20 protein-coding genes are annotated in these 25,789 nt (G+C 69.5%); 11 read left to right on the forward strand and 9 right to left on the reverse strand.

Annotation, left to right across the window (positions count from 1 at the left end):
* Window positions 1-18: 18 nt before the first annotated feature.
* Window positions 19-1,440 carry a PLP-dependent aminotransferase family protein gene (locus FIU83_RS03820; RefSeq protein ID WP_152482841.1) on the reverse strand — a complete coding sequence of 474 codons (1,422 nt, stop codon included), beginning with the start codon at window positions 1,438-1,440 and terminating at the stop codon, window positions 19-21.
* A gap of 231 nt (window positions 1,441-1,671) precedes the next feature.
* Between FIU83_RS03820 and FIU83_RS03825 the strand changes: the two genes are divergently transcribed.
* A complete protein-coding gene (locus tag FIU83_RS03825) occupies window positions 1,672-2,292 on the forward strand; it encodes a LysE family translocator (protein ID WP_152482842.1) in 621 nt (206 codons plus the stop codon).
* 64 nt (window positions 2,293-2,356) lie between these two features.
* Here FIU83_RS03825 and FIU83_RS03830 read toward each other — a convergent pair whose 3' ends face one another.
* Together FIU83_RS03830 and FIU83_RS03835 are read right to left on the reverse strand one after the other, a co-directional pair.
* Window positions 2,357-4,090, reverse strand: a complete 1,734-nt coding sequence (locus tag FIU83_RS03830) for a peptidoglycan DD-metalloendopeptidase family protein (protein WP_152482843.1) — start codon at window positions 4,088-4,090, stop codon at window positions 2,357-2,359.
* 219 nt (window positions 4,091-4,309) lie between these two features.
* Complete coding sequence (locus tag FIU83_RS03835; RefSeq protein ID WP_152482844.1) at window positions 4,310-5,158, reverse strand: pirin family protein; 849 nt, start codon at window positions 5,156-5,158, stop codon at window positions 4,310-4,312.
* Window positions 5,159-5,276: 118 nt separating this feature from the next.
* On the opposite strand from FIU83_RS03835, the gene FIU83_RS03840 reads away from it, so the two are divergent.
* Together FIU83_RS03840 and FIU83_RS03845 are read left to right on the forward strand one after the other, a co-directional pair.
* Window positions 5,277-6,179, forward strand: coding sequence for a LysR family transcriptional regulator (locus FIU83_RS03840; RefSeq protein WP_152482845.1), 903 nt, complete (start codon window positions 5,277-5,279; stop codon window positions 6,177-6,179).
* A 92-nt stretch (window positions 6,180-6,271) separates the two neighbouring features.
* The gene (locus tag FIU83_RS03845) at window positions 6,272-7,276 is read left to right on the forward strand and encodes a glutathione S-transferase family protein (protein WP_152482846.1); all 1,005 of its coding nucleotides are present in this window, start codon (window positions 6,272-6,274) and stop codon (window positions 7,274-7,276) included.
* A gap of 194 nt (window positions 7,277-7,470) precedes the next feature.
* Here the strand turns inward: FIU83_RS03845 and FIU83_RS03850 are convergent, their stop codons facing one another.
* A complete protein-coding gene (locus tag FIU83_RS03850) occupies window positions 7,471-7,926 on the reverse strand; it encodes a YaiI/YqxD family protein (RefSeq protein WP_152482847.1) in 456 nt (151 codons plus the stop codon).
* Between the two features lie 448 nt (window positions 7,927-8,374).
* Between FIU83_RS03850 and FIU83_RS03855 the strand changes: the two genes are divergently transcribed.
* Entirely contained in the window at window positions 8,375-10,078 is a 1,704-nt protein-coding gene (locus tag FIU83_RS03855; protein ID WP_152482848.1) for a DEAD/DEAH box helicase, read from the forward strand.
* A gap of 125 nt (window positions 10,079-10,203) precedes the next feature.
* Window positions 10,204-11,181, forward strand: coding sequence for a DMT family transporter (locus tag FIU83_RS03860; RefSeq protein WP_152482849.1), 978 nt, complete (start codon window positions 10,204-10,206; stop codon window positions 11,179-11,181).
* A gap of 91 nt (window positions 11,182-11,272) precedes the next feature.
* On the opposite strand, the gene FIU83_RS03865 is transcribed toward FIU83_RS03860, so the two are convergent.
* From FIU83_RS03865 to FIU83_RS03880, 4 genes are all read right to left on the reverse strand, one after another.
* Entirely contained in the window at window positions 11,273-12,016 is a 744-nt protein-coding gene (locus FIU83_RS03865) for a glutamine amidotransferase (RefSeq protein WP_152482850.1), read from the reverse strand.
* Between the two features lie 33 nt (window positions 12,017-12,049).
* The gene (gene argE, locus FIU83_RS03870; protein WP_152482851.1) at window positions 12,050-13,204 is read right to left on the reverse strand and encodes an acetylornithine deacetylase; all 1,155 of its coding nucleotides are present in this window, start codon (window positions 13,202-13,204) and stop codon (window positions 12,050-12,052) included.
* A gap of 98 nt (window positions 13,205-13,302) precedes the next feature.
* A complete protein-coding gene (locus tag FIU83_RS03875; protein WP_152482852.1) occupies window positions 13,303-14,214 on the reverse strand; it encodes a homocysteine S-methyltransferase family protein in 912 nt (303 codons plus the stop codon).
* Window positions 14,215-14,318: 104 nt separating this feature from the next.
* The gene (locus FIU83_RS03880; RefSeq protein ID WP_172976007.1) at window positions 14,319-14,897 is read right to left on the reverse strand and encodes an antibiotic biosynthesis monooxygenase; all 579 of its coding nucleotides are present in this window, start codon (window positions 14,895-14,897) and stop codon (window positions 14,319-14,321) included.
* Between the two features lie 314 nt (window positions 14,898-15,211).
* Here FIU83_RS03880 and mntR point away from each other — a divergent pair, with 314 nt between their 5' ends.
* The 6 genes from mntR (at window position 15,212) to FIU83_RS03910 (ending at window position 23,900) form a co-directional block, all read left to right on the forward strand.
* Window positions 15,212-15,658, forward strand: a complete 447-nt coding sequence (gene mntR, locus FIU83_RS03885; RefSeq protein ID WP_152482853.1) for a manganese-binding transcriptional regulator MntR — start codon at window positions 15,212-15,214, stop codon at window positions 15,656-15,658.
* 170 nt (window positions 15,659-15,828) lie between these two features.
* Window positions 15,829-16,803, forward strand: a complete 975-nt coding sequence (locus FIU83_RS03890) for a zinc ABC transporter substrate-binding protein (protein ID WP_152482854.1) — start codon at window positions 15,829-15,831, stop codon at window positions 16,801-16,803.
* 52 nt (window positions 16,804-16,855) lie between these two features.
* Complete coding sequence (locus tag FIU83_RS03895; protein ID WP_152482855.1) at window positions 16,856-17,656, forward strand: metal ABC transporter ATP-binding protein; 801 nt, start codon at window positions 16,856-16,858, stop codon at window positions 17,654-17,656.
* Complete coding sequence (locus tag FIU83_RS03900; protein WP_152482856.1) at window positions 17,653-18,798, forward strand: metal ABC transporter permease; 1,146 nt, start codon at window positions 17,653-17,655, stop codon at window positions 18,796-18,798. Before FIU83_RS03895 ends, FIU83_RS03900 begins: the two co-directional genes overlap by 4 nt.
* Window positions 18,798-19,937 carry a metal ABC transporter permease gene (locus FIU83_RS03905; RefSeq protein ID WP_152482857.1) on the forward strand — a complete coding sequence of 380 codons (1,140 nt, stop codon included), beginning with the start codon at window positions 18,798-18,800 and terminating at the stop codon, window positions 19,935-19,937. Before FIU83_RS03900 ends, FIU83_RS03905 begins: the two co-directional genes overlap by 1 nt.
* Before the next feature lie 405 nt (window positions 19,938-20,342).
* Window positions 20,343-23,900, forward strand: a complete 3,558-nt coding sequence (locus FIU83_RS03910) for an AAA domain-containing protein (protein ID WP_172976008.1) — start codon at window positions 20,343-20,345, stop codon at window positions 23,898-23,900.
* Window positions 23,901-23,989: 89 nt separating this feature from the next.
* Here FIU83_RS03910 and FIU83_RS03915 read toward each other — a convergent pair whose 3' ends face one another.
* Window positions 23,990-25,615, reverse strand: a complete 1,626-nt coding sequence (locus FIU83_RS03915; RefSeq protein WP_152482859.1) for a hypothetical protein — start codon at window positions 25,613-25,615, stop codon at window positions 23,990-23,992.
* Between the last annotated feature and the right edge of the window lie 174 nt (window positions 25,616-25,789).

Genomic DNA, 25,789 nt, shown 5'->3' on the forward strand with positions numbered 1-25,789 from the left:
GTGGAAGGGGTGGGGGCGTCAGACCAGCGGCGAGACCCGCCGGGGCTCTTCCTCGAGCAGCGCGGCCAGCCGGCATAGCCCCTCGTCGAGCCGGTCGCGCTCCGCGGGCGGCGTCACGCAGATCCTCACCGCCTGGGGGGCGGGCTGGCTGCCCACGCAGAAGGGATCGGCGCCGAGCAGGGTGACGCCGCGCTCGGCGGCGCGCGCCACCACATCCACCGCCCGCCACGGCTCGGGCAGGCGCAGCCAGGCGTGGAAGCCGCAGGGGTGGGCGATGATCTCATGGCCTTCAAGGCGCTGGGCGAGCAGGTGCTGGCGCGCGGCCACCTCCTGCCACTGCCACGCGATCAGGGTATCGGCCTCGTCGCCGGTCAGCCAGTCGACGGCGGCGTGGGTCATCAGCGCCGGCATCGCCCAGCACTGGGCACGTAGGGCGGCGGTGAGGCGCGGCATCAGGTTGCTCGGCGCCCGCAAGGCGCCCAGGCGCAGCCCCCCGGCGAGCAGCTTGGAGACGCTGAAGATGTAGAGCGCGCGCTCCGGGGCCAGCCGATAGAAGGGCGTGCCGCGGGTCGCGGCGGTAACGAACTGCACGCCGTCCTCGAGCAGCAGCAGGTCATGGCGCCGGGCCACCTCGACGATCGCCTGGCGCCGCGCCTCGCCCATCCGCGCGCCGGTGGGGTTGTTGTGCTCGGGCATGACGTAGAGCAGGCGGATGCGCTGCTGCTGGCAGAGCCGTTCCAGCGCCTCGGGCCGGATGCCCTCGTCGTCCATCGGCACCGCCACGTGCTTGAGGCCCAGCTGGCGGCCGGTGGCGATCATGCCGGGGTAGGTGAGGGCCGCCGAGGCGACCGCCTCGCCGGGCTGCACCAGCGCCTGCAGCGCCAGGAAGTCGGCATGCTGGCCGCCGGCGGTGAGGATCAGCTCCTCGGCCGACATCGGCAGGCCCTGGCGGGTCAGCCAGTCGGCCAGCGCCTCGCGGCAGGCCGGGCTGCCCTGCTCGGAGGGGTAGGCCAGGGCGGCCTCGACGGCGGACGGAGAGTGGCTGAGCCGCGACAGCACCCCGGCGAGCTGCTCGGCCCGCCAGGGGTGGGGGATCGGCACGCTCAGCGAGAGGTCGATGCTGCCCGCCTCCGCCCGGGAGAGGTGGTGGAAGCGGGGCGCCTCGGGGGAGGCCGAGCGTACCCGGGTGCCACTGCCGACCCGGGCCTCGACCAGGCCGCGGCGCTCGGCCTCACGGTAGGCGCGGGTGATGGTGCCGACGGTCACCTTGAGCGCATCGGCCAGCAGGCGCTGGGGCGGCAGGCGCTCGCCGGGGGCGAGGGTGCCGGCAGCGATGTCGGCAGCCAGCTGGTCGACCAGCGCCTGGTAGCGCGGGGTGTCGGCGCCCTCGAGGTCGGGCAGCCAGCGGCAGCGCGCGCGGGCCTGGGCCTGGATGTCCATGGGCGACTCTCCAGCGGATGACGATAGCGGCATGCGCACGGCCTTCGCCGCATGACCGGGCGCGGGCAATGTCTGGGTGACAAAGCGCTCCTTGAACGGCGATGCGGACGACGCATACTGGGATTGTGCGCGCAATTCCCGCCTCTGTCAGGCGGTTTGCGTGAAATTGTACCCCTGCAATCGTCGTTCCTCGCCCCGCCTCGACGCGCTCCCCGAACCCAAGGAGTCCCCATGACCCTCCCGCTGCCCGAGCTGCTTGCCCTGGTCGGCCCGATGATCCTGTTCGCGATCAGCATGTCCGCCACGCCCGGTCCCAACAACATGATGCTGACCGCCTCGGGCGCCAACTTCGGCTTCCTGCGCACCCTGCCGCACATGCTCGGCATCTCGATCGGCGTGATGGGGCTGATGGGCGCCGTGGCGCTGGGGCTCGGTGCGCTGTTCGAGCAGTGGCCGCCGCTGCAGCAGGGGCTGAAGCTCGTCGGCAGCGCCTACCTGCTGTGGCTGGCCTACCGGATCGCTACGGCGCCGCCGCCGAGCGGCGAGGGCGCCGATGCCCGGGCGCGGCCGCTGACCTTCTGGCAGGCCGCGGCCTTCCAGTTCGCCAATCCCAAGGCCTGGGTGATGGCGATCTCGGGGATCGCCTCCTTCACGCTCTCCGGCGATGCCTTCCTGGCCTCGGCGGTGGTGGTGATTGCGGTGATGGGCATGACCAACCTGCCGTCGATCGCGCTCTGGGCGGGCTTCGGGGTGGCCGTCGGCCGCCTGATGACCACCCGGCGCCACTGGCGGATCTTCAACGCCGTGATGGGCCTTCTGACCGCGGCCTGCGTGGTGATGATCCTCGGCTGAACCGGCTCCAGACGACCGCGCCCCGCACGAGGCGGGGCGCGGGGGCGTCGATGGCGAGGGGCGATCAGCCCTCGTCGTCATCCTCGGCCGACGGCTCGGTACTCGCCACCACGGCGCCGGTCTCGCCGCTCGCCAGTGCCGCCAGCATCGGCTCGGCCTGGCGCTGGAAGGCCACCAGGCGCTCGCCCTCGAGGCTCTGGTTGTCCGGCAGGGCGACCTTCATGGCGTTCACCTGTCGGTTGTTGACCAGGACCTCGTAGTGCAGGTGCGGTCCGGTGCTGCGGCCGGTGTTGCCGGAGAGGGCGATGCGCTCGCCCATGGTGACGCGCTGGCCGTTGCTGACCATCGGCCGGGAGAGGTGCAGATAGCGGGTCTTGTAGCCGTTGTCGTGGCGGATCACCACATAGCGGCCCGCCGCCGGATGGTGGCCCACCTTCTCGACGCGGCCGTCCGCCGGGGCGTGCACCGCGGTGCCGATCGGCATGGCGAAATCGGTGCCCTTGTGGGGGCTGATGCGGCCCGTGACCGGATGCAGGCGCCTGGGATTGAAGTGCGAGCTCAGCCGGTAGCGGCCCTCGAAGGGGTAGCGGTTGAAGGCCGGGTCGAGGCTGTCGCCCTCCGGGGTGTAGAAGCGGTTGTCGTCCGGGTTGCGCACCACGGTGAGGTTCATGCGCGCGCCCTCGTAGGCCACCGCGAGCACGCGCGGGTCGAGGCTCTCGCCGTCGATGATGTCGGACTCCACCAGCACCTGGAAACGATCGCCGCGACGAGTGTCGCGGCGAAAGTCGAGTTTCTTTTCCAGGACGCGGGAGAGCTCGGCGACCTCGGCGCTGGTCAGGCCGGTGGCCTTGGCCGATCGTGCGAAGCTGCCGCTGATGGTGCCGGCGAACAGGCGCTGGGTCGCTTCCCCGGCGCGCTCGATGGTGGCGACCTCGAAGGCATTCTCCTGGCGCTCGATGAGGTAGCCGTCGCGGGCGTTCTTCATCATCCTCAGGGCCAGCAGGTCGCCCTGCTCGTCGAGCTGGTACTCGAAACGGTCGCCGACCCGCCAGTGGGTCAGCAGGCGCGGTTCGGGAAGCGTGTCGATCAGGCCCATCACCTCGCTGTAGCCCATCTCGAGATGCTCCTGGGCCATGATCGCGAAGGTGTCGCCGCTCTGCACGGTATAGGTCTGCCACTGCGGGACGTAGGGCTCGTTGGCGGCGATCTCCTGATCGAGGACGATCGGGCCCTCGTCGAACAGCGCCAGCTCGTCCTCGCTGACCTCCTCGTAGGAGGTGGCATCGGCCACCACGCCGTCCTCGAGCTCGAGCATGCCGGCGGCGATGGTGCCGATGACCATGGCCATGTGCTGGGCGCCCTCGTCCAGGCGCACCGCGTCGTCTTCGGCATCGGCCTCGGCACCGCGCGGGGCGGGGCCCGACGCGGCGGGCATGGCGAGGGTCTCGGGCACCCCGGTCTCGGTCCGCTTGGCGCGTGCGGCCTCGATGAAGTCGACGTCGATGATTTCCGAGGCGGTCAGCGAGGAGATCGGCACGTGGCCGCGCGTCGCGTCCAGCGCCTGGTTGGCCCTCGCCAGGGCGCCGCTCACCGCGTCGCGCCTGGCATCGAGGTTGGGCAGGCCGGGGCTGGCGTCGGCCTCGAGGGGAACGTGCACGGTATCGAGCGACTGGCGATCACGTTGAACGTCTTCGAAGGTGGTGAGGACCTTCTGGGCTCCCAGCACGGTTACCATGGTGGCGACGGGTAACAGCAGCAGTTTATGGGTGCGGGGTAGCGAATGAAGGATTCGCATCATGGGAAGTAAGGCCGTGACAGTTGAAGAGGAAATAACGGAAAAATGGCCTTAGAACCATACTCGATGATGTATGAGATGCCTAGTCTGTACGGATATACAGAAAGGCCCGCTCGAGGCGCCAGGGCGGCGGTCCTCGAGCGAGCTTGTGGGGCGTGAACGCCGTTGTCTTAAGCGTATTGAATAGTGCGATGCGCGGATTTTCAACCCGCGCGTGAGCGATCACTCGGCGAGGGTACCCTCGCGGTAGTCCCGAAGCGCCTGATCCAGCTCCTCCTGTCGGTTCATCACGAAGGGGCCGTAGTGGGCGATCGGTTCGCCGTGCGGTTCGCCACCGAGCAGCAGGGCCTCTCCGCCCTCGACGCCGGTGAGGCGCAGCGCGTCCCCGTCGCCCAGGCGCGCGAGCTGCCCCGTCTCGACGCGAGTGCCGGCGACGTCCAGGCTGCCCGAGAAGACGTAGACCAGCAGCATGGTGGCGGGCGCCGCCAGCTCGAGCGTGCCGCCGGACGAGAGCCGCGCATGGGCCACGGCCCCCTGGCCGGCCAGCCGCGCCAGGGGACCGTCGACCCCGTCGCCGGCGAGGGTCTGCCAGTGGCCGCCCAGCGCCGTCAGTGAGGCGCGGTCACCGCTCAGCCGCGGCATCTCCTCGGCACGCACGTCCCGGTAGGTCGGGGCGCTGAGCTTGTCCCTGGCCGCCAGGTTCAGCCACAGCTGGAAGGCATGGAGCCCCCGGTGGTCGGTCAGCGGCATCTCGGAGTGGATGATGCCGCGGCCGGTGTGCATCCACTGGGCATCGCCCGCCTGGATGGTGCTCGCGTGGCCGAGGTGATCCTCGTGGGTCAGGCCGCCGTGGATCAAGTAGGTCAGGGTCTGGATCCCCCGGTGGGGATGCGGCGGGAAGCCGCCGATGTAGTCGTCCGGCCGGTCGGAGCCCAGTTCGTCCAGCATCAGGAAGGGATCCAGTCCGCCGTCGAAGTCGTGCAGGCGCTGGATCTTGACGCCGTCGCCATCCTGGCTGGGCCGGGTGTCCCTCAGGTGCATGACCTGCCGGGTGGTCGCGGGGGTGGTCATGAGCGTGTCTCCATCAGCGGTGGAATGCGTGATCGGTGGAAGGCATGACTGGCATTCTAGGTCGTTTTTTTCGAAGATTAAGCGCAATGTTTCGCCGTTCACGTTCGAGGAATTCGAAATGTCCCGTGTCACTCTGGCCCAATGGCAGATGCTGGCCGCCGTGGTCGATCATGGCGGCTTCGCGCGTGCCGCCGAGGCCATCCACAAGAGTCCGTCGACGCTTAACCATGCGGTGCACAAGCTGGAGCAGCAGCTCGGCGTGAAGGTGCTGGAGCCCGTGGGGCGTCAGGTGCGGCTGACCGAGGCCGGCGCGATGCTGCTGCGACGCGCCCGCCAGCTGATCGAGGGCGCCGAGGCGCTGGAGGATGTCGCCGGCAGCCTGGCCGAGGGGCTGGAGGCCGAGGTGGTGCTGGCGGTGGACCAGGTGTTTCCGTCGGACGCCCTGGCGCGCGCGCTGGCCACCTTCTCGGCGGCCTTTCCTCATGTGCGAGTCCAGCTCCACGAGACGGTGCTCAACGGTGGCATCGAGATGCTCTACGACGGCAGTGCCGACCTGGTGGTCTCCGGGCTTGCCGCACAGGGCTTCCTGGGGGAGCCGCTGGTGACGGTGCGCTTCGTCGCCGTGGCCCACCCCGAGCACCCGCTGCATGGGCTTGGCAGGACCCTGGATCTGCGCGACCTGGTGCAGCATCGCCAGCTGGTGGTGCGCGATTCGGCCCAGCGGCAGTCGCTCGACTCCGGCTGGCTCAAGGCGGAGCAGCGCTGGACCGTGAGCCACCTGGAGACCTCCATCGACATGGTGAAGCGCGGCCTGGGGTTCGCCTGGCTGCCGGAGACCCGCCTCGGCGAGGCGCTCACCGTCGGGCAACTCGTGCCGCTGCCGCTGGCCGCCGGCGGTATCCGCGAGATTCCGGTGCAGCTGATCCATCGCGACCGAGACCGTGCCGGGCCGGCCACCCGAGCCCTGGCCCACCATTTGCAGGAGGCCGTCACGACCTGTGCTCCTGGCGCGGATGGCTGAAAAAATCGAATGGTTTGACGGAAAAAGTGCGCTTGAGCTTCAATTTTATGGAATTAAGCTGGGCCCATCGCATTTCAACCGAGGAGGCCGAGATGGGGCTCTTGATCGACGGGCAGTGGCACGACCAGTGGTACGACACCAAGAAGCATGGCGGCGAGTTCGTGCGGGAATCGGCGAAGCTTCGTGACTGGATCTCGCCCGAGGGTTCTCCGGGGCCCCAGAATCAGCCGGGTCTGCCGGCCGAGGCGGGGCGCTATCATCTCTATGTCTCCCTGGCCTGCCCCTGGGCGCACCGCGTGCTGATCATGCGACGCCTCAAGGGCCTGGAGGGGCTGATCGGCGTCTCCCACACCAGCCCGCTGATGCTCGGTCAGGGCTGGAGCTATCACCGCGAGGAGGGCGCGAGCGGTGACGACGTGAACGGCGTGGACTACCACCACGAGCTCTATACCCTCACCGACCCGCACTACACCGGCCGGGTGACCGTGCCGGCCCTGTGGGACAAGCGGCAGGGGCGCATCGTCAACAACGAGTCGGCCGAGCTGGTCCGCATGTTCAACGGCGCCTTCGACGGCCTCACCGGCAACCGGTTGGACCTCTATCCGGCCGACCTGCGGGAGACCATCGACGCCGTCAATGCCGACGTTTACGAGCACGTCAACAACGGGGTCTACAAGTCGGGCTTCGCGACCGATCAGGGCGTCTACGAGAAGCACGTGATGGCGCTGTTCGACGCCCTGGATCGCCTCGAGGCGCGCCTCGACACGCACCGCTACCTGGCGGGGGAGTGGCTGACCGAGGCCGATATCCGGCTGTTCACCACCCTGGTCCGTTTCGACGCCGTCTATCACGGCCACTTCAAGTGCAACCTGCGGCGCATCGAGGACTACCCGAACCTCGCCCACTACCTGCGCGAGCTCTACCAGTGGCCGGGCATCGCGGAGACGGTGGACTTCGATCATATCAAGCGCCACTACTACTACAGCCACGACACCATCAACCCGACCCGCATCGTGCCCGCCGGTCCGCGCCTCGACCTCGAGCGGCCCCACGACCGCGAGCGCCTGCCGGGGCAGGGTATCCGCGAGAAGGGGTAAGCGACTGTCGCGGGTAGCGTGATCCTGGCAGGCGGAGAGCGGCGCTGGGGACAGAGCGAAGCGGAGGTCTTTTTCCAGGGATGGAAAAAGTAGCGCCCAGGGATGGGTTCACAGCGCCTCCGCGCAGCCTGTCGCCAGGAAAGCCGCTCGCTACTTCTGCCGCGCCAGCCAGCACAATGGGCGCGGCTTCGGCCTCAGCGGTGTTGGTTCTTGGCCAGCCACCGATCCAGGGCGTTGGCGAACTCGCGACGATCGGCGTCGGAGTAGCCGCTGGGGCCGCCGGTGTGTTCGCCGCTGGCCCGCAGGGTCTCCATGAAGTCCCGCATCTGGACCCGCGCGCGGATGTTGTTGGCATCCAGCGCCTCCCCGCGGGTGGTCATCACCCGCGCCTCGCGCTCGATCGCCTCCAGGGCCAGCGGCAGGTCCGAGGTGATCAGCAGGTCGCCTTGCTGGATGCGCTCGACGATCTCGTTGTCGGCGGCGTCGAAGCCCTGGCTCACCGCCAGGCCCTTGACCCACTTCGAGGGCGGCAGCGGCACGGCGTGGTTGGCCACGAACCAGGTCGGCGTGGCGGTGCGCTCGGCGGCGCGGACGATGATCTCGCGGGCTGCCCGGGGGCAGGCGTCGGCATCGACCCAGAGGCTCGGCATGTAGGGCTCCTGAAGGGGGGAACGAATAAGGCTGGCCAGGTCATCGCGACGATGGTAGCATGCGCGCTCCTCGCATGTGTTGACCCCACCATCATGACGACGCGACCTCCCCCGACGGGCGAGGCAAGCGCCGAAGCGGGAAGCCCAGCCACCTGTGCATCATGCATCAAGAGCTGCGCCTCACGCGTTCGAATTGTGTAGATGGAGCGCCACCGAGATCCGCCACCCGGGCGAGATCGGCGCCAACGGTCGCCACAGCGGCTCATGCGGCCATCGATTGCGATGGCATGGGCCGAATGCCAGGTGCGACCGGCGTCCCCGACTCCGATTTACGCTCTGCTCCGCCGCCTTCGGGCCGACGGTCGGCAGGGTGCCTTGATGGCTTTACCGCGTCAGGGGCGCCACCGATGTTACCTGCCGGCGATGCCGGCCTATTAAGGTGTGATTCATGACCTCGACTTCTGTCGTCTCGCCGAGCTTCGGCGAACTGGCCCTGCTGCCTGCCGTTCTTTCTGCTGTTGAATCCCAGGGGTACACCACCCCGTCGCCGATCCAGGCGCAGACCATCCCCGCGCTGCTGGAAGGTCGCGACATGCTGGGCCAGGCCCAGACCGGTACCGGCAAGACCGCGGCCTTCGCCCTGCCGCTGCTCTCGCGCCTCGAGCTGACGCGCCGCGAGCCCCAGGTGCTGGTGATGGCCCCCACCCGGGAACTGGCCCAGCAGGTGGCCGTCTCCTTCAGCAAGTACGGTCAGAACCTCAAGGGCCTGGAAGTCGCCACCCTCTGCGGTGGCCAGGAATACCGCGAGCAGCTCTCCGCCCTGCGCCGCGGCGCCCAGGTCGTGGTCGGCACCCCGGGCCGCATCATCGATCACCTGGATCGCGGCAGCCTGAAGCTCGACGGCCTCTCCGCGCTGGTGCTCGACGAAGCCGACGAGATGCTGCGCATGGGCTTCATCGACGACGTCAAGCGCGTGGTCGCCGACACCCCCCAGAACGCCCAGCGGGTCTTCTTCTCCGCGACCCTGCCGACCGAGATCGAGCGCATCGTCAACCGCTACCTCGTCGACCCGGTCAAGGTCTCCATCGCCGCCAAGGTCGGCACCGCGGCGAGCATCGACCAGCGCATGGTGCGGGTCGACGGCGGCGCCAAGCAGGAGGCGCTGGCGCGCATCCTCGAGGTCGAGCCGGTCGATGGCGCCATCGTCTTCGTGCGCACCCGGGCCGCCTGCACCACCCTGATGGAGCAGCTCTCCGCCCGCGGCCTGAGCGTCGCCAGCCTCTCCGGCGACCTCGACCAGAGCCTGCGCGAGCGCACCATCCAGCGCCTCAAGCGCGGCAAGGTCGACGTGCTGATCGCCACCGACGTGGCCGCCCGCGGCCTCGACGTGCCGCGCATCACCCACGTCATCAACTACGACCTGCCCCAGGATGCCGAGGCCTACACCCACCGCATCGGGCGTACCGGCCGCGCCGGCCGCACCGGCGTCGCGATCACCTTCGTCGGCTTCCGCGAAGGCCGCAAGGTGGGCTGGCTCGAGCAGGCCACCGGCCAGAAGATGAGCGAGATGGCGCTGCCCGACGAGAAGGCCATCCGCGCCCATCGCGACGAGATGTTCCACCAGCGCGTGGTGGCCGCCCTGACCGCCGGTGCCGACGAGCAGCGTGCGCTGATCGAGCGCCTGGTCGAGGAGGGTCACGACCCCATCGAGCTGGCCTGCGCCTTCTCGCGCATGGCGCGTGCCGACGAGCCGCCGATCGGTCGCCTGCAGGCGCCCCGCGCCGAGCGCAACAACGACCGCCACGCGCGTGACGGCAAGCCGAAGCGTCGCGACAGCGCGCCGCGCGAGGGCATGACCCGCTACCGCGTCGCCGTGGGCCACCAGGACGGCGTCAAGCCGGGCCAGCTGGTCGGCGCCCTGGCCAATGAGGGCGGCATCGAGGGCAACCGCATCGGTCGCATCGACATCCGCACCGCCTTCTCCGTGGTCGAGCTGCCGAGTTCGCTGCCGGAGAGCATCCTGGCCAAGATGGCCCGGGCCCGCGTCGCCGGTCGTCCGCTGGAGATCAGCGAGGACAAGGGCGCGCCGGAGCGGGCGCCGCGTCGTCGCCGCGACGACGATGGGCCGGTGAAGCGTCGCGAACGGGCCTGAGCCCTGAAGCGTCGCCGCCCGGGGTGAAGCCCCGGTTCGGCAGGCGTCCGTGACCATGGCAGGCCGGGGATCTCCCCGGCCTGCTTGTCGTTGATGAGATCGAAGGAAAGAGGAGGAACACGAGCATGTGGAAGCGCTTACCGTTCCGGCTGCGGGGCTACCTGATCACCATGACCGGGGTGCTGCTCCTCTCGCCGGACGCCCTGCTGGTCAAGGGGACCAGCGTCTCGCCTGTCACGTTCCTGTTCTGGCGCGGCCTGCTGCTGGGCATCGTGCTGCTGCTGATCGCCCTGGCGCGCTACGGCCACCGCCTGCCCGAGGCGATCCGCGCCTGCGGGCCCGCCGCCTGGTGGTGCCCGCTGGCCTTCGCCGCCAGCGGCTGGGCCTTCGTCATCGCCAACCGCTTCACCTCGGCGGGCAACGTGCTGGTGATGATGAACCTGGCGCCCCTGGTGGCCGGGCTGATCGGCCTGGTGTTCTTCCGCCAGCGCCTGCGGCGCCAGACCTGGGTGGTGATCGCCCTCTGCGTCGCCGGGGCCAGCCTGATGGCGGCCGGCGAGATGGGCCAGGGCAGCCTGCTGGGGCTCGGCGTCGCGCTGTTCGTGCCGATCTCCATCGCCATCAATACCACCGTGGCCAGCGCCCAGAAAGGCGAGCGGCGCCGCGGCATCGACACCACGGTGATCCTGCCGCTGGGCTGCCTGGCGATGCTGCTGCCGGCCGTGCTGGGCGGCGGGGCGACCCTGCCGCCGGCAGAGGACGTGCCGCTGCTGGCGATCATGGCGCTGTTCCTGCCGGCGGCCTACTTCCTGATCCAGACCGGAGCGCGCTACCTGCCCGGCGCCGAGGTCAGCCTGGTGCTGCTGCTGGAGACCCTGCTCGGCTCGCTGCTGGTGTGGTGGTGGGTCGGCGAGGTGCCGACCCGGCTGGCGCTGATCGGTGGCGCCATCATCGTCGTCACCATGATGACGAGCTCGCTGCGCGACCTGCATCGCCAGCGCCGCAAGGCAGCCGGCGGGGCCCCGGACATCGGGCGCATCCAGCAGCAGGCCGTCGAGGAGGAGGCATCCAAGGGCGACGCCGCCGAGGCGTCATCCCGCTAGTCGACGGGCCGCTCGGCATGCCAATACAAGCGCCCCCGCACCGTCCGGTGCGGGGGCGTTTTGGTTGGCGCTTTAGCCAATCAGCTAAGGTTCAGGCGACGCTTGCCGGGCGCACCAGCTGCTCGGCGAAGCGGGCGATCAGGGCGCCGGCCTCGGGGGTGGGCGTGACCGCATCGAGCCGCGCCTCGGGGTCGTCGCCCTGGTCGGCGAGGGCCGCGCGCTGGTGGGCGAGGTAGGCCCGCATCACGGGGGGGCTGAACTCCGGGTGGAACTGCACGCTCCACTGCCGCGGCCCGTGGCGCAGCGCCTGGAAGGGGTCGTGGTCGTTGTCGGCCAGCACCTGGGCCCCCGGCGGGGCGGTGAGCACCGACTGGGAGTGGGTCAGCTGGGCGGTGAAGGTCGCCGGGAGGGCGCCGAACAGCGGGTCCGTCTGCCCTGCCTCGGTGAGGCGCAGTCGGCGGGTGCCGACCTCGCGGCCGGCCGGGTGGTAGCCGCTCACTCCGCCGAAGGCCGCCGCCATCAGCTGGTGGCCGTAGCAGACGCCGAGCATGGCGACGCCGCGCGCGCGGGCCTCGACGAGCCAGGGCTTGAGCGCCTCGCTCCAGGGTTCGGCGTCGCTGACCATGGCGTGGGAGCCGGTGATCACCACGCCGTCCCCGGCGGCCGGCACCGGCGGGACGCCCTCGTGGCGGGCATCGTGGACGGTCAGGGTGAGCGCATCGCGCGCCTCGGCCAGCGGGGCCAGGGCGGCGAGGAAGAGGTCCTCGAAGTCGCCGTGGTCGCGGACCACGTCGGCGAAGCTGTCTCCGGTCTTGAGGATCGTCAGGCGCGGCATGGGGGCTCCGGGCAGGGGCGGGAAGCCGGCATTCTACTGCCGCCGCAGCCGCTCGCCCAGCGCCGCCATGAACTGCGCGCCCGCCTCGAGCTGCTCGCGGTCGATGTACTCGTCGGGCTGATGGGCCTGGCCGATGCTGCCCGGCCCGCAGATCACCGTGGGCAGCCCTTCGCGCTGGAACTGGCCGGCCTCGGTGGCGTAGGCCACGGCCCCGGTGGGGCGCTCGTCGAGCAGCTCGCGGCAGAGCGCCAGCACCTCGGCATTGTTGTCGTCGGCGAGCGCCGGCACCGTGGTGTTGAGCGCCTCGGTGACGATGCCGGCTTCCGGCGCGCGCGTCTTCATCTCGGCCTCGAGCTCGGCGGCGGTGGCGTTGACGCGCTCGAGGAGTGCCTCGAAGCGATCGCTCGGCAGGTGGCGGATCTCCCACTCGAACGTGCACTCCCGGGCCATGATGTTGATCGCCGTGCCGCCGGCGATCTTGCCCACGTGCAGGCTCGAGTGCACCACATTGAAGGCCTCGTCGACCCGGCCCTCGGCCTTGAGCTCGGCCATCACGTCCTCGATGCGGGTGACCAGGCGCGCGGCGACGTGGATCGCCGAGACGCCCTGGTTGACCTGGCTGGAGTGGGAGGCGCGGCCGGTGACGGTGGTGCGCAGGTTGGTGGCGCCCTTGTGGGCCACCACCGGGTGCATCAGGGTCGGCTCGCCGACGATCACCGCCGATGGGCGCGGGTGGTCGGCGAGGAGCCGCTCGATCATGCGCGGGGCGCCGACGCAGCCCACTTCCTCGTCGTAGGAGAGGGCGAGCCAGATCGGCGTGTCGAGCTCGAGGGTCGTCCAGCGCGGGACTTCGGCCAGGGCGCAGGCGAGAAAGCCCTTCATGTCGCAGGTGCCCCGGCCGTAGAGGCGCCCGTCGCCCTTGTCGGTGAGCGTGAAGGGATCGGTGGACCAGGGCTGGCCGTCCACCGGCACTACGTCGGTATGGCCGGAGAGCACCACGCCGCCGGCCACGTCGGGCCCGATGCGCGCCAGCAGGTTGGCCTTGCTGCCATCGTCACTCTCGACGCGCCAGTGCTCCACGCCATGCTCGTCCAGGTAGCCCTCCACGAAGGCGATCAGGTCCAGGTTCGAGTCCCGGGAGACGGTGGCAAAGCCCACCAGGCGGTTCAGCAGCTCGGCGGCATTCATGGCGCGCTCCTTACAGTAATCGGCAGTAATCGGCAGTGATCGGCAGTGATCGTGGCCCGAGCCTATCACGGGCGGCCGGGGCGATATGACCTCCGCCCTCAGGCGGAGGCCAGCCGGTAGCCCTGGGCGGTCAGTCGCTCAGCGAGGGCGGCGATGTGCGCCGGGCTCACCTCGCAGCAGCCGCCGACGATGGTGGCGCCCTGGGCGATCCAGCGGCAGGCGTGTTCGGCATAGCCCTCAGGCCCCAGGTCCTCGCGGGTCTCCAGGCCTTCGACCGTGCCGCCGGGGGCGAGGTCGGCCGCCGCGGTGAAGCCGTTGGCGTAGCCGCCGAAGGGTACGTCGAGGTCGCCAAGCTCGCCCATGGCGGTGGTGAGCGCCTCGGGCACCGAGCAATTGACCAGCACCGCCGCGGCGCCGGCCGCCACCACCGCCCGGGCGGCCTCGGCCAGCGGCTCGCCGGAGCGCAGGCGGGTGCCGTCGCCGTCGCTCACGGTGAAGGCGACCCATACCGGGATGCCCCGCGCCACGGCCGCGCGGGTCGCCGCCAGCGCCTCGCGGGCAAGCGTCATGGTCTCGCAGATGAAGAGGTCGACCCCGTCGGCCTGGGCCTCGACCAGCCGGCCGTAGTCGCGCTCGCAGGTGGCGTCGTCCGGCACCAGTTCGTGGTGGTAGCTCGCCACCAGCGGCGGCAGGCAGCCGGCGATGCGCACTGCCCGGCCGCTCTCGTCGCGGGCCTGGCGGGCGGCCCCCAGCGCGGCGGCATGGAGCGGCGCGAACAGGGCGGGGTCGCCGTCGCGGGCCAGGCGCTGCGGTGTGGCGCTGTAGTTGTTGGTGGTGATGATCCGGGCGCCGGCGTCGATGAAGTCGCGGTGCACCGCGGTGACCAGCGCCGGTTCGTCCAGCATCACCTGCGCGGACCACAGCGGCGTGACGGGGCGCTCGCTGCGCCGCCGGAGTTCCTGTCCCATGCCCCCGTCCAGCAGCACGATGCGGTGTTCTTCAGCGCTCATTGGGTCACTGTCCCTCTGTCGACATGGCCATGGTGCCGCCGGCTCTGCGGCGGCACCTGGACCCTAGCCGTAAATGGCGAGCCGCTCAAGAGGGCAGCGGGGCGTCATGCCCTGCGCTGGTGCAGCCGGCGGCGGAAGAGCGCCAAGGGGGTGAGCTCGCCGCGCAGCCACGGCCCGAGCAGGCGCATGGAGAGGGGGATGAACACGAAGACCATCACCGGGGTGAGCATCAGGGTGGCGATCAGCACCCGTGGCAGCAGGGGCAGCGGGGCGAGCGCCTCGCCGAACAGCGCCTGGAACGCCAGCGAGACCGGGAAGAAGGCCAGCCAGATGGCGATCGCCTGCTTCCAGCGCGGCGGCGCCTGGCCGGTGGCGTCCTGGAACCAGCCCTCCAGGCCGGTGGCACGGTGCTCGTGGGGCGCCTCGAAGAGCCCCTCGCCGCGGGCCAGCCAGGCGCGGCGCGAGGCGGAGTGCTCCCAGGTGGCCAGGGTCTCGGCGTCGCGGAAGCGGAAGATGATCTGGTACTCATCCTCGCCCGGTGGCGGAGCCAGCACACCGGAGCCCAGGTAGCCGGTGAAGTCGCAGGCGAGCTCGCGGCCCTCCTCGAGCCAGGCGGTGAAGTCGCGGTAGCGGCCGCGGGCCACGCGGCGCGCCACCATCAGGGTAACCGGATCGGATGACATCAGGTTTCTCCTTGTTTGGCCCGGCGCCCGGGTAGGGCGCCGTGATCTCTCGGGCCGGGTAGGCCCTCGTGATCTATTAAGCAATAAGCATACCAGGTTATAGGCATACCAGATGCCCTCTTGGTGCAGGTTGATCACCTGTGTGAAGGCTCGATAGGCAGCGGTTTGCCCTGCCTGAAGGGGCGCGACTGGCGAGCGAGCCGACAGGCCGCCGCGGCGCCGACGAAATTGCAATCTCGCTGCCAGCAGGCATCATGAGGGGTTCAGGGCGCACGCTTTCCCGCCAGCTCGTTATCCCGTCAGGTCAGGATCCGATGACATCAGCGCTGCCTCACCGCCATGGGCGACTCATCGAGCCGGATAGCCACGTGCAGGGCTTTCGCAAGGCGCGCGATGCGCGTCGCACCGAGCTGGCGGAGGACTATGTCGAGCTGATCTCGGACCTGATCGCCGACGCCGGCGAGGCCCGGCAGATCGATATCGCGCGTCGCCTCGGCGTCGCCCAGCCCACCGTGGCCAAGATGCTCAAGCGCCTGGCGGAGGAGGGGCTGATCGTCAAGCGCCCCTACCGGGGGATCTCCATGACCGAGGCCGGGGAGCGCCTCGCCGCCGAGAGCCGGCGGCGCCACCGCCTCGTCGAAGCCTGCCTGCGCAAGCTGGGGGTGAGCGCCGAGACGGCTCGACTCGATGCCGAGGGCATCGAGCACCACGTCAGCGGCGAGACCCTGGCCGCCCTCGAGCGCTTCCTCGACGAGGGCTGACACGCCGTCGCGCAGCGAGTCAGGGCGTCGACGGCATCCCTCGCGGCACCCCAGCACGCCATCGCGTCCATGTTGAGAAGGGCACTATCGGGTCGATAAGAAATGTATACTCTGCTGAGATATAGCAAAGGCTATATTGTCGACGGTGATCACGTTCACGGAGAGGGCATATGAGACGCTGGAAGAGCACACTCGGCCTGCTGGCGCCGCTGGCGCTGAGCGGGCAGACCATGGCGGCCGAGCCGCCGGTGACCACCGTGACCACCATTGGCATGATCGCCGACGTGGCCCGCGAGGTGGGCGGCGAGTGCGCCGACGTCTCGGCGATCATGGGGCCCGGGGTCGATCCCCACCTCTACCAGGCGAGCGCCCGGGACGTGGCGACCCTGCAGCAGGCCGAGCAGATCTTCTACTCCGGCTACTCCCTGGAGGGCCAGCTCGGCAACGTGCTGGAACGCTTCGCCGAGATCACCCCGACCGTGGCGGTGGCGCCGTCGTCCATCGACACGGCGAGCCTGATCACCGTGCAGGACGTCTATGGCATCGACCCGCACCTGTGGATGGACGCCTCGCTCTGGGCCCAGATCATTCCCACCCTGGCCGACGCCTTCGTCGAGGTGCGTCCCGACTGCGAGGCCGACATCCGCGCCAACGCCGAGGCTTACGCCACCCAGCTTGAGGCGCTGCACGGGTGGATCGAGGCGAGCATCGCGACCATTCCCGAGGAGCAGCGCATCCTGGTCACCGCCCACGACGCCTTCAACTACTACGGTCGTGCCTACGGCATCGAGGTCGCCGGCATCCAGGGCATCAGCACCGAGACCGAGACCGGCGTGGCGGACATCCGCCGCATGACCCAGGTGGTCATCGAGCGCGAGGTGCCCGCGGTGTTCGTCGAGAGCACCATCAACCCGCGCACCGTCCAGGCGGTGATCGACGCCGCCCGGGAGAAGGGCCACGAGGTCGAGATCGGCGGCCAGCTCTACTCCGATGCCATGGGCGAGGCGGGCACCGTCGGCGGCACCTACATCGGCATGCTCCACGCCAACACCCGGCACATCGTCGAGGCGCTCGGCGGCGAGCCGGTTACGCTGCCCGCGCCCCTCGCGGACTGGGCCGAGCGCTGGGAGATCCCCGCGGACTGACCGCCGTTTTACCTATCACTGCCCCTGGAACCGCCATCCCGCGGGAGAGCCCATGTCGACCACGCTTCACGAACCGGATCTGGCCCTGCACGTCGAGGACCTGACCGTCAGCTACCACAGCAAGCCGGTGCTGTGGGACATCGACTTCGACGTGCCGCCCGGGGTGATGGCGGCCATCGTCGGCCCCAACGGCGCCGGCAAGAGCACCCTGATCAAGAGCGTGCTGGGGCTGGTGCCCACGGTGGCGGGCCACGTCACCCTGCACGGCCGGCCCTACAAGGCCCAGCGCCGCCGGGTGGGCTACGTGCCGCAGCGCTCGAGCGTCGACTGGGACTTCCCCACCACCGCGCTGGACGTCGTCACCATGGGGCTCTATGGCCGGCTGGGCTGGCTGCGCCGCCCCGGCCGCCGCGAGCGCGACGAGGCGATGGCGGCGCTGGAGCTCGTCGGCATGGCCGACTTCGCCCGCCGCCAGATCAGCCAGCTATCCGGCGGCCAGCAGCAGCGGGTGTTCCTGGCCCGGGCGCTGGTGCAGAAGGCCGACGTCTACTTCCTCGACGAGCCCATGGCCGGGGTCGACGCCACCACCGAGCGCGCCATCGTCGACATCCTTCGCCGCCTGCGCGACGAGGGCAAGACGGTGATCGTGGTGCACCACGACCTGCAGACGGTGCGCAGCTACTTCGACTGGCTGCTGATCCTCAACGTGCGGGTCATCGCCCAGGGGCCGGTCGCCGAGGTCTACACCGCCGAGCACCTGCGCCAGGCCTACGGCGGCCAGATCGCCCTGCTCGACCAGGCCACCTTCCCCGCCGGGGACGCGGCCGCCGAGCCCGCGGAGCGGGCCGAATGAGCGTCGTCGAGCTGCTCTCCGACTACACCATCCAGAACGTCGTCGCCGGGGCGGCCCTCTTGGGGCTCGTCAGCGGGGTGCTCGGCACCTTCGCGGTGCTGCGCCGCCAGAGCCTGCTCGGCGACACCATGTCCCACGCGGCGCTGCCCGGGGTCTGCCTGGGCTTCATCATCGCCGGCACCCGGGAGATCGGCAGCATCCTGCTCGGGGCGCTCGCCACCGGGGCGCTGGCCGCCCTGGTGATGCTGCTGCTGACCCGCATGAGCCGGCTCAAGACCGACGCCGGCCTCGGCATCACCCTGAGCGTCTTCTTCGCCATGGGCGTGGTGCTGCTGACCCATATCCAGGGCATGAACAACGCCTCCCAGGGCGGCCTCGACGCCTTCCTGTTCGGCCAGGCGGCGGCGACCCTTCGCTCCGACCTGTGGATCATGGGCGGCATCACCGCCGTGGCCCTCGCGCTGGTCGCGGCGCTGTGGAAGGAGTTCAAGCTGGTCTCCTTCGACCCCGAGTTCGCCACCTCCCTGGGCATGCCGGTGGCCTGGCTCGAGGTGCTGCTCACGGTGATGGTGGCGCTGGCCGTGGTGGTCGGGCTGCAGATGGTCGGGGTGGTGCTGATGGCGGCGATGATCATCGCCCCGGCGGTGGCCGCCCGCCAATGGAGCCGCCGCCTCGAGGACATGGTGCTGCTGGCCGCGCTGATCGGCGTGGCCGGCGGCATCTTCGGCGCGCTGTTGAGCGCGCTCTCCCGGGGGCTCGCCACGGGGCCGCTGATCATCCTCAGCGTCTCCGGCGTGGTGCTGGTGTCGATGACCCTGGCGCCGGAGCGCGGTTTCCTCTGGGAGGCGCTGCGCCGGGTGCGCGCGCGGCGCCGGCTGCGCCATCAGCAGGTGCTGACCACCCTCTACCGGCTCGCCGTGCACCACGACGACCCGGTCTACCGCACGGAGCAGGGCATGCTCGACACCTACCACGGCCTGCGCACCCGCGCCGTGCTGCACCAGCTCGAGCACCGCGGCCTCGCCGCATGGCAGGCCTCGCCGCCCGGCGAGCCGGGCCCGGCCCGGCGCTGGGTGCTGACCCCGGCGGGCATCGCCGAGGCCGAACGGGTGCTGGATGCCCTCGGCCGGGAGGACGCCTGATGCTCGCCGCCCTGCTCGACAACGTGCCTCTGCAGATCATGCTGGTGGGCGCCCTGGTGGGCATCGCCTCCACCCTGGTGGGCACCTTCCTGGTGCTGCGCGGCACCAGCATGCTCTCGGATGCCATCGGCCACTCCATCGTCTTCGGCATCGTCATCGTCTGGCTGATCACCCATCAGCAGAGCGGCCCGGTGCAGATCCTCGGCGCCGCCCTGGCGGGCGTGCTCACGGTGTTTCTCACCGAGCTGTTGGTCAGCACCCGGCGGGTCAAGAAGGACGCCGCCATCGGCCTGGTCTTTCCCGTGCTGTTCTCGATCGGCGTGCTGCTGCTCAACCTCTACGCCCGGGACGTGCACATCGACACCCACACCGTGCTGCTCGGCGAGATCGGCTTCGTGTGGCTCGATACCGTGACTCTCGGCGACTACCGGGTGCCGCGCTCGCTGCTCTCCATGGGCGCCATGACGCTGCTCAACGCCGCCTTCGTGGCGCTGTTCTTCAAGGAGCTCAAGCTCGCCACCTTCGACGAGGCGCTGGCCAAGGCCCTCGGCCTGGCGCCGGGGCTCTTGTTCTACGCGCTGCTGCTGCTGACCAGCGGCACCGCCGTGGCCGCCTTCGACGCGGTGGGGGCGGTGCTCTTCGTCGCCTTCGTCATCGTGCCGCCCTCGACGGCCTACCTGCTCACCGACCGGCTGTGGCTGATGTTCCTCTACGGCATCGCCGTCTCCATCGCCTCGAGCGTCAGCGGCTACGCCCTGGCGGTGGCCTGGGACGTCTCGATCGGCGGCATGATGGCGGTGATGACCGGCGTCTTCCTGATGCTGGCCTTCCTCGCCGGGCCGCGCTACGGCGTGGTCGCCCAGCTGCTGCGCCGCCGCGGCCAGCGTCGCCACAACGAGATCCGCACCCTCGCCGTGCACCTCTTCAACCATGAGGGCGAACCGGAGCAGGGCGAGGAGAACGTCATCCGCGCCCTGCGCGACCACCTGCGCTGGGACGCCGCCAAGGCCGCCCGGGTGGTGCAGCGCGGCAGCGACCAGCGGCTGATCGTGCGCGAGGGCGAGGCCCTGCGGCTCACCTCCCGCGGCCGCGAGATGGCTAGGGAGATCCTCGACCCCAGCGGCCGCCGCTCCGCCTGATGCCTTTCCTCGCGGGCTAGCTCCACTCCTTGTGGGAGCGGTGCTTGCACCGCGAATTGCGCCGCAGGCGCCTGAAGTGCCAACTCGCTTCGACATGTTTACGGAGTGCGTTTGTTTTCGACACGTCACATGGATGTGTCGATGCAGTAAACATGTCGACCAGACATGTTTAAAAAATCCGTTTCCTTCGACATGTCGGTTGGAGTTGTCGATGCCATCGACACGCGCTCACGACCCGCCATATCCAGCAGCGATTGCCCCAGGGGCTACAGCCTCGAGCCGGTAGCCGTATTGCCCTTTAAGCAACCTCGTAGGGTGACAAAGCTAGTCCTCAGCCCGCTTTGGTGTCAGCCTTCATGGCTGCGCCCCCATCCCCCCACGAGCGACAAGAAGCGAGAAAACGGCATGAGCGACGCCACCCCAGTTCCTTCGGTTTCCCAGTGGCTGCGCTACTGGCGCAACTCCCTGGCGGACGCCGAGAGTGGCCGCGGGGCCCTCGGTGAGAAGGAGCTCAAGGCGCTGAGCCCGGTGGAGACGGCCGTCTACAGGAACGGGCGGATCCCGTCGTCGGCCCCGCTGCTGGCCGAGCTGTTCGAGGGCGAGCCGGAGGAGACGCGGCTGGTGCGCGTGGTGCTGCGCCCCGCCGTCTACCGCTCGCGTCAGGAGCATGGCACGCAGAAGCAGGCCCTCTACCCCGAGGTGGTGACGCCGCTGACCTGCGTGCTGTGGGTCTCCCGCCAGGGCGATATGCTGCCGGCCGAGCCGCCGGTGATTCCCCGGGACCTGCTGAGCCCCCAGGCCGACGATCGCTTCACCCTGGGCGAGGTGGAGGCGCAGGACCGGCTGTTGACCCGCGAGGCGGTGAGCGTCTGGTCGGAGCAGGAGGCGACGGCACTGCTCGAGGGAGAGGGCGCCGAGCGCCACGAGATACTCTGGCAGGCCTACTATCGCGTCTCGCGCCGGCTGTTCGAGCAGCTGGTCGACCTCGAGCGCCTCAGGAGCGGCTTCGAGAACCTGGGCGAGGCGCGCCTGCTCAAGGTGGAGCCCCAGGCCAAGGGGGCGGCCCGGCATATCCTCAATCTCTATGACTGGCTCGGCGCCACGCCCCGGGCATGGCCGCTGCTGGAGCGCTATGCGCTGGCATGCCCGGAGGCGCAGTATCGCCCCTGCACCGAGGCGCTGGCTCGGCTGGATACCCGTCTGGGGCATGCCAACACCGCCTATCCCCTGGCCCGCGCGCAGCGCGATGCCCTGGCGCAGGCCATGGCGATGGAGGAGGGCGAGATCCTCGCCATCAACGGGCCACCGGGTACCGGCAAGACCACCTTCGTGCTCTCCGTGGTGGCCTCGCTGTGGGTCGGGGCGGCGCTCGAGGAGGCCGAACCGCCGCTGATCGTGGCGGCCTCGACCAACAATCAGGCGGTCACCAACATCCTCGCGGCCTTCGCCAAGGACTTCGAGGAGGGCGACGGCCCCCTGGGCCGCCGCTGGCTGCCGGGCGTCGACAGCTACGGCGGCTTCTATCCGGCCCGCAGCCGCGAGGACGAGGCCGCCAGGGAGTACCAGACCCCCGCCTTCTACCGCCGTCTCGAGCGCCCCGACTACCTCGAGGGCGCCGAGGGGACCTTCCTGTCGCGGGCCCGGGCGGCCTTCGATGACGAGGCCCTGCAGGACGTGCCCTCGGTGCGTCGACGCCTGCATGGCGAGCTAGTGGCGATGCGAGACCGGCTGGTCGACATCCGGCATCGCTGGGACACGCTCAGCGAGCTGGCGGAGCGCCTGGGCGAGGACGCCGAGGCCAGGCAGCAGGAGGCACGCCGCACGCTCGCGGCGCTGGAGGAGGAGCGGGACGCGATCGAGGCAGCGCTGCGGCAGTGGAAGCGCTTCTGCGCCGACGAGTCGCTGTGGCTCTCGCTGCTCAGCATCCTGCCGCCGGTCGCGAGGCGTCGCCGCCTGCAGCGTGAGCTCTTCATCGACGAGTCCCTCGACGAGCGGGCCAGGGCGATCATCCACGAGGCCGCCCAAGCGTCTCCGGAGGCGGCCCTGCGGGCCTGGCTCGAGGAGCGTCAGGCGCGCGGCGAGCGGCTGCTCGGGGACATCGAGGAGCGCCAGGCGCTGCTGGAGGAGCGCGCCGCCGAGGCCGCGCGGCTGCGCACCCTGCTGCCGGCGGACGTCGCCCCCGACGATCTGGCGGCCATCGACGCGTCGCTGGATACCTCCCTGCGCTACTCGCTGTTTCGTCTGGCCGTCCACTACTGGGAGGCGCGCTGGCTGGAGGACTGTCGTGCCCAGGCACGGGTGCTGGCCGAGGAGGCCCAGCGAGCCGAGAAGACCGGCCTCAAGGCGGTACGTCCCCGCTGGCGTCGGCGCATGAAGCTGACCCCCTGCATCGTCTCGACGCTGCACTCTCTACCCAGCCATATGATGCACTCGGTGTACGAGGGGCCGGATCGCTATCGCCAGGAGTACCTGGAGAACGAGATCGACCTGCTGATCATCGACGAGGCGGGCCAGGTCGCACCCGAGGTGGCCGGGGCCTCCTTCGCGCTGGCCAAGCGCGCCCTGGTGATCGGCGACGTGCATCAGATCCAGCCGGTCTCCACCCAGGTCGAGGCGGTCGACGTGGGTAACCTTCGTCATCAGGCGCTGTTGGAGTGCGTCGAGCACTACGATGAACTTCGCGAGACCGGGCGCAGCGTGGTCGACGGCAGCGTCATGCGCATCGCCCAGCAGGCGAGCCGCTACCGCTACCTCGACGAGGCCGAGCCGGGCATGTTCCTGCAGGAGCATCGGCGCTGCCTGACTGCGATCATCGCCTACTGCAACGACCTCTGCTATCGCGGCCTGCTGCTGCCCAGGCGGGAGACGCCCCCCAGGGACCCCACCTGGCCGCCGTTCTCCTATGTACACGTCGACGGTCGCGTCGAGTCGCTGCCCTCGGGCAGCCGCATCAACCGGCAGGAGGCCGAGACCCTCGCCGAGTGGTTGGCCACGCATCGCGGCGCCCTCGAGGAGCGGCACGGGGCGCCGCTGCAGGAGATCGTGGGGGTGGTGACGCCCTTCAAGGCCCAGGCCCTGCTGATCCAGGCGGCGTGCCGCACCCGCGATATCCCGGTCGCGGGCGACGAGCGCGCCGTGACCGTCGGCACGGTGCACGCCCTGCAGGGAGCCGAGCGCCCGGTGATCCTCTTCTCGGCGGTCTACTCGCGTCACGACGACGGCGGCTTCATCGACCGTGACCCCTCGATGCTCAACGTGGCGGTGTCGCGCGCCAAGGACAGCTTCATGGTGTTCGGCGACATGGACGTGATTGCGGGGGCCGCCCCCGGCTCGCCGCGCCACCTGCTGGGCCGCTACCTGTTCGCCGACGAGGACAACGCCCAGGCCTTCACCATCGATCGCGCGCGCCCCGACCTGCTGGCGCTATGCCGTTCGCCGCAGGTCATCAACGACGCCGAGGCGCACGACCGCTGCATCCGCCAGCTGCTGGAGCGCGTGCGCCTGCGCGTGGCGCTCGTCTCGCCGTGGATCTCCCTCGAGCGGCTGCGCGAGACCGGGCTGCTGCAGTGCCTCACACAGGCGGTCGAGCGTGGGGTGGAGGTCAGCGTCTATGTGGACCACCACTTCAACACCACCAGCGCCAACCGGACGGATGCCCAGAAGGCCGCCCGGCTCGACCAGTGCCGGGACGCCCTGCAGGAGGAGGGAATCAGGGTGCGGGTCGTTAAGGGGGTGCACAGCAAGCTGATCATGGCCGATGATCGCTTCATATGCGTGGGCTCCTTCAACTGGGCCAGCGCCGCGAGGAGCGGGCCCTACAAGAACATGGAGACCTCCATGCTCTACAGCGGCAATCTCTGCGAAGAGATCCAGCTCCAGCTCGAGGCCCTGAACCACCGCGCCCTGCCGGACGCGCGTCACGAGTCGCTCGGCTTCGCGGAAGAGGGGGGCGGTCAGGTGTAGGGCCCCGGATGATTAGTTAGATCAGTGTTCTCGATTGATGGGTAGGATCAAATCAATTGGCAGGCGCTTCGATAGGGCCACTTGAGCGTTTATTCGGGCGCTCGGCTCGGACAGCTTTCTCGTCCCTCCCCAATTGGCGTGAAGAGCTCTGCAAGAACTGGCGGGTAGGCCTCGTCCTGGACATAGCCTGGCGTTTCTTCGTACCAGTAATGACCAAGCATCGTGCTCCCACGTCCGGTCGTCCAAGTGCAGGTCAGCACCAGCGCTCCTTCTGCACGCAAGGTACTGAAGGCGCCGGGAAAGGCCTCGGCTATGGGGTCGTTAGGCATGATCACTCTGCGCAAGATTTCAAATTCCGATATTTCGCCGAGGCTCTGTCGGGTAAGCTGGCCAGGCTCCTTGCGGGTAAGGAACCGCATTTGCAGGGGCCAGTTATCGCGGGCGTCTTTAGGGAGCGGTGGTTCGAAGTCGTCGGGAACGGCGTTCTCCCAATCGATTGTGGTGTAGACACCCTGCGTCCAGCGCCGTGCCCCTTCTGGCGCGGCAGCAACCGTACCACCGGTCGCGCAATCGACCTCCACGCTGCCCCAGCTCCGTGAGGTAAACTCGGGGCGACAAACCTCGTCGGGGATCAAGAACGTTCCCCAGGCCGCGCGGTAGACGCAGTCGGTACGTCCGTCGTCACGCGGGTTTTCTGCGACAAGGCAGGCCGTTGGCTTCTCGCGGTAGGACTCACGCGGATCGCCTGCTCGAAAGTGCTGAGCGGTGCACTCAAAGACGGCGTCTCCGCCGGGCAGCGCGGTAATGCGGTGGATGGGGCTCGCGCCCGCGAACGGGTCGCTGGCGAGCGCGTCGACCGTTGCTTGCGGTGGGGAAAGGCGGTATAGCGTGTCGACATAGCAACCGCACCAGGCGGCGTCCTTTTCCGAGAAGGCTTTGCGGTTACAGTTCCTGATGATCTCGCGATAGGCACCGCCCTCCGCCGTATCGGCGGGCGGCAGTCTGGCAGACCGGAACATTCGGCCAGGTGCTCCGCGGCCGAAATCTCGTAATCCTTCAGCCAGATGCCTTGCCTGAGGAGAGTTGCAGCCATAGCGGTCGAGAAAAAGCGCCACATCCCACCGCGCATCCGGCGATGGCAGTACACCCAAGTCTCTTCGCGCAGCCGAGGCGTCGTCACACATTGCCTGTGCCTGATCGCGCGTCATGGAACCGGAGGAGTCCCAACTGCAGGCGTTAGAAGCATTGATCCCGAGAATCGCCACCCAGCCTGCCTGCAAGATCTCGCTGTCCGATAGGTTGCCTGACTGGAACCGTTCGAATAAGTCAGCGGCGGAGGCAAAGATATAGGGCAGCGCCTCGTGCGATACACTGTCGAGTCCGAGCGCAGGACAGGCGGCTGCTAGGTCGGCCAGCGAGGTTGCCCAGTAGCGGGTGTTGTCGAGGCCGCGCGCCGGCGCCCTATTGAACCGTTCGGCGAAAATCTCGGGCAGAAAATCGGGGCGGCGATACCCGGAAGGGTCGAAATCGGGGAGTTCAGCGGCCCGCTCTGATAAGCGCTCGGTCCAGCCGCGCGGTATCGCCCCATCATCGATCGTCAAGATGCGCGGGCCTTCAACGGTCGCACCCTGCTGGGCGACAGCAGGTGCCGCGCTAAGCTGAGCGAACGCAACAGTAGGGATCCACAGCATGAGCAGAGTCAATTGACCGACCATGCGAGTGATCTCCGAGATGATAATGAGAATAAGCTAGCTTGCGGCAACTAACCCTGCAACCTCACCCAGAGTTACATCGCTTCGACACTGGCAGCAGCTGAACGGTTGGCTATTGGAAGACTTCTTGGCCTGGCTGATAGTGTTCCCCGAGCGTACGCCGTGCTGCCGTTGCAC

This window comes from Halomonas sp. THAF5a (assembly GCF_009363755.1).
Lineage (GTDB): Bacteria > Pseudomonadota > Gammaproteobacteria > Pseudomonadales > Halomonadaceae > Halomonas.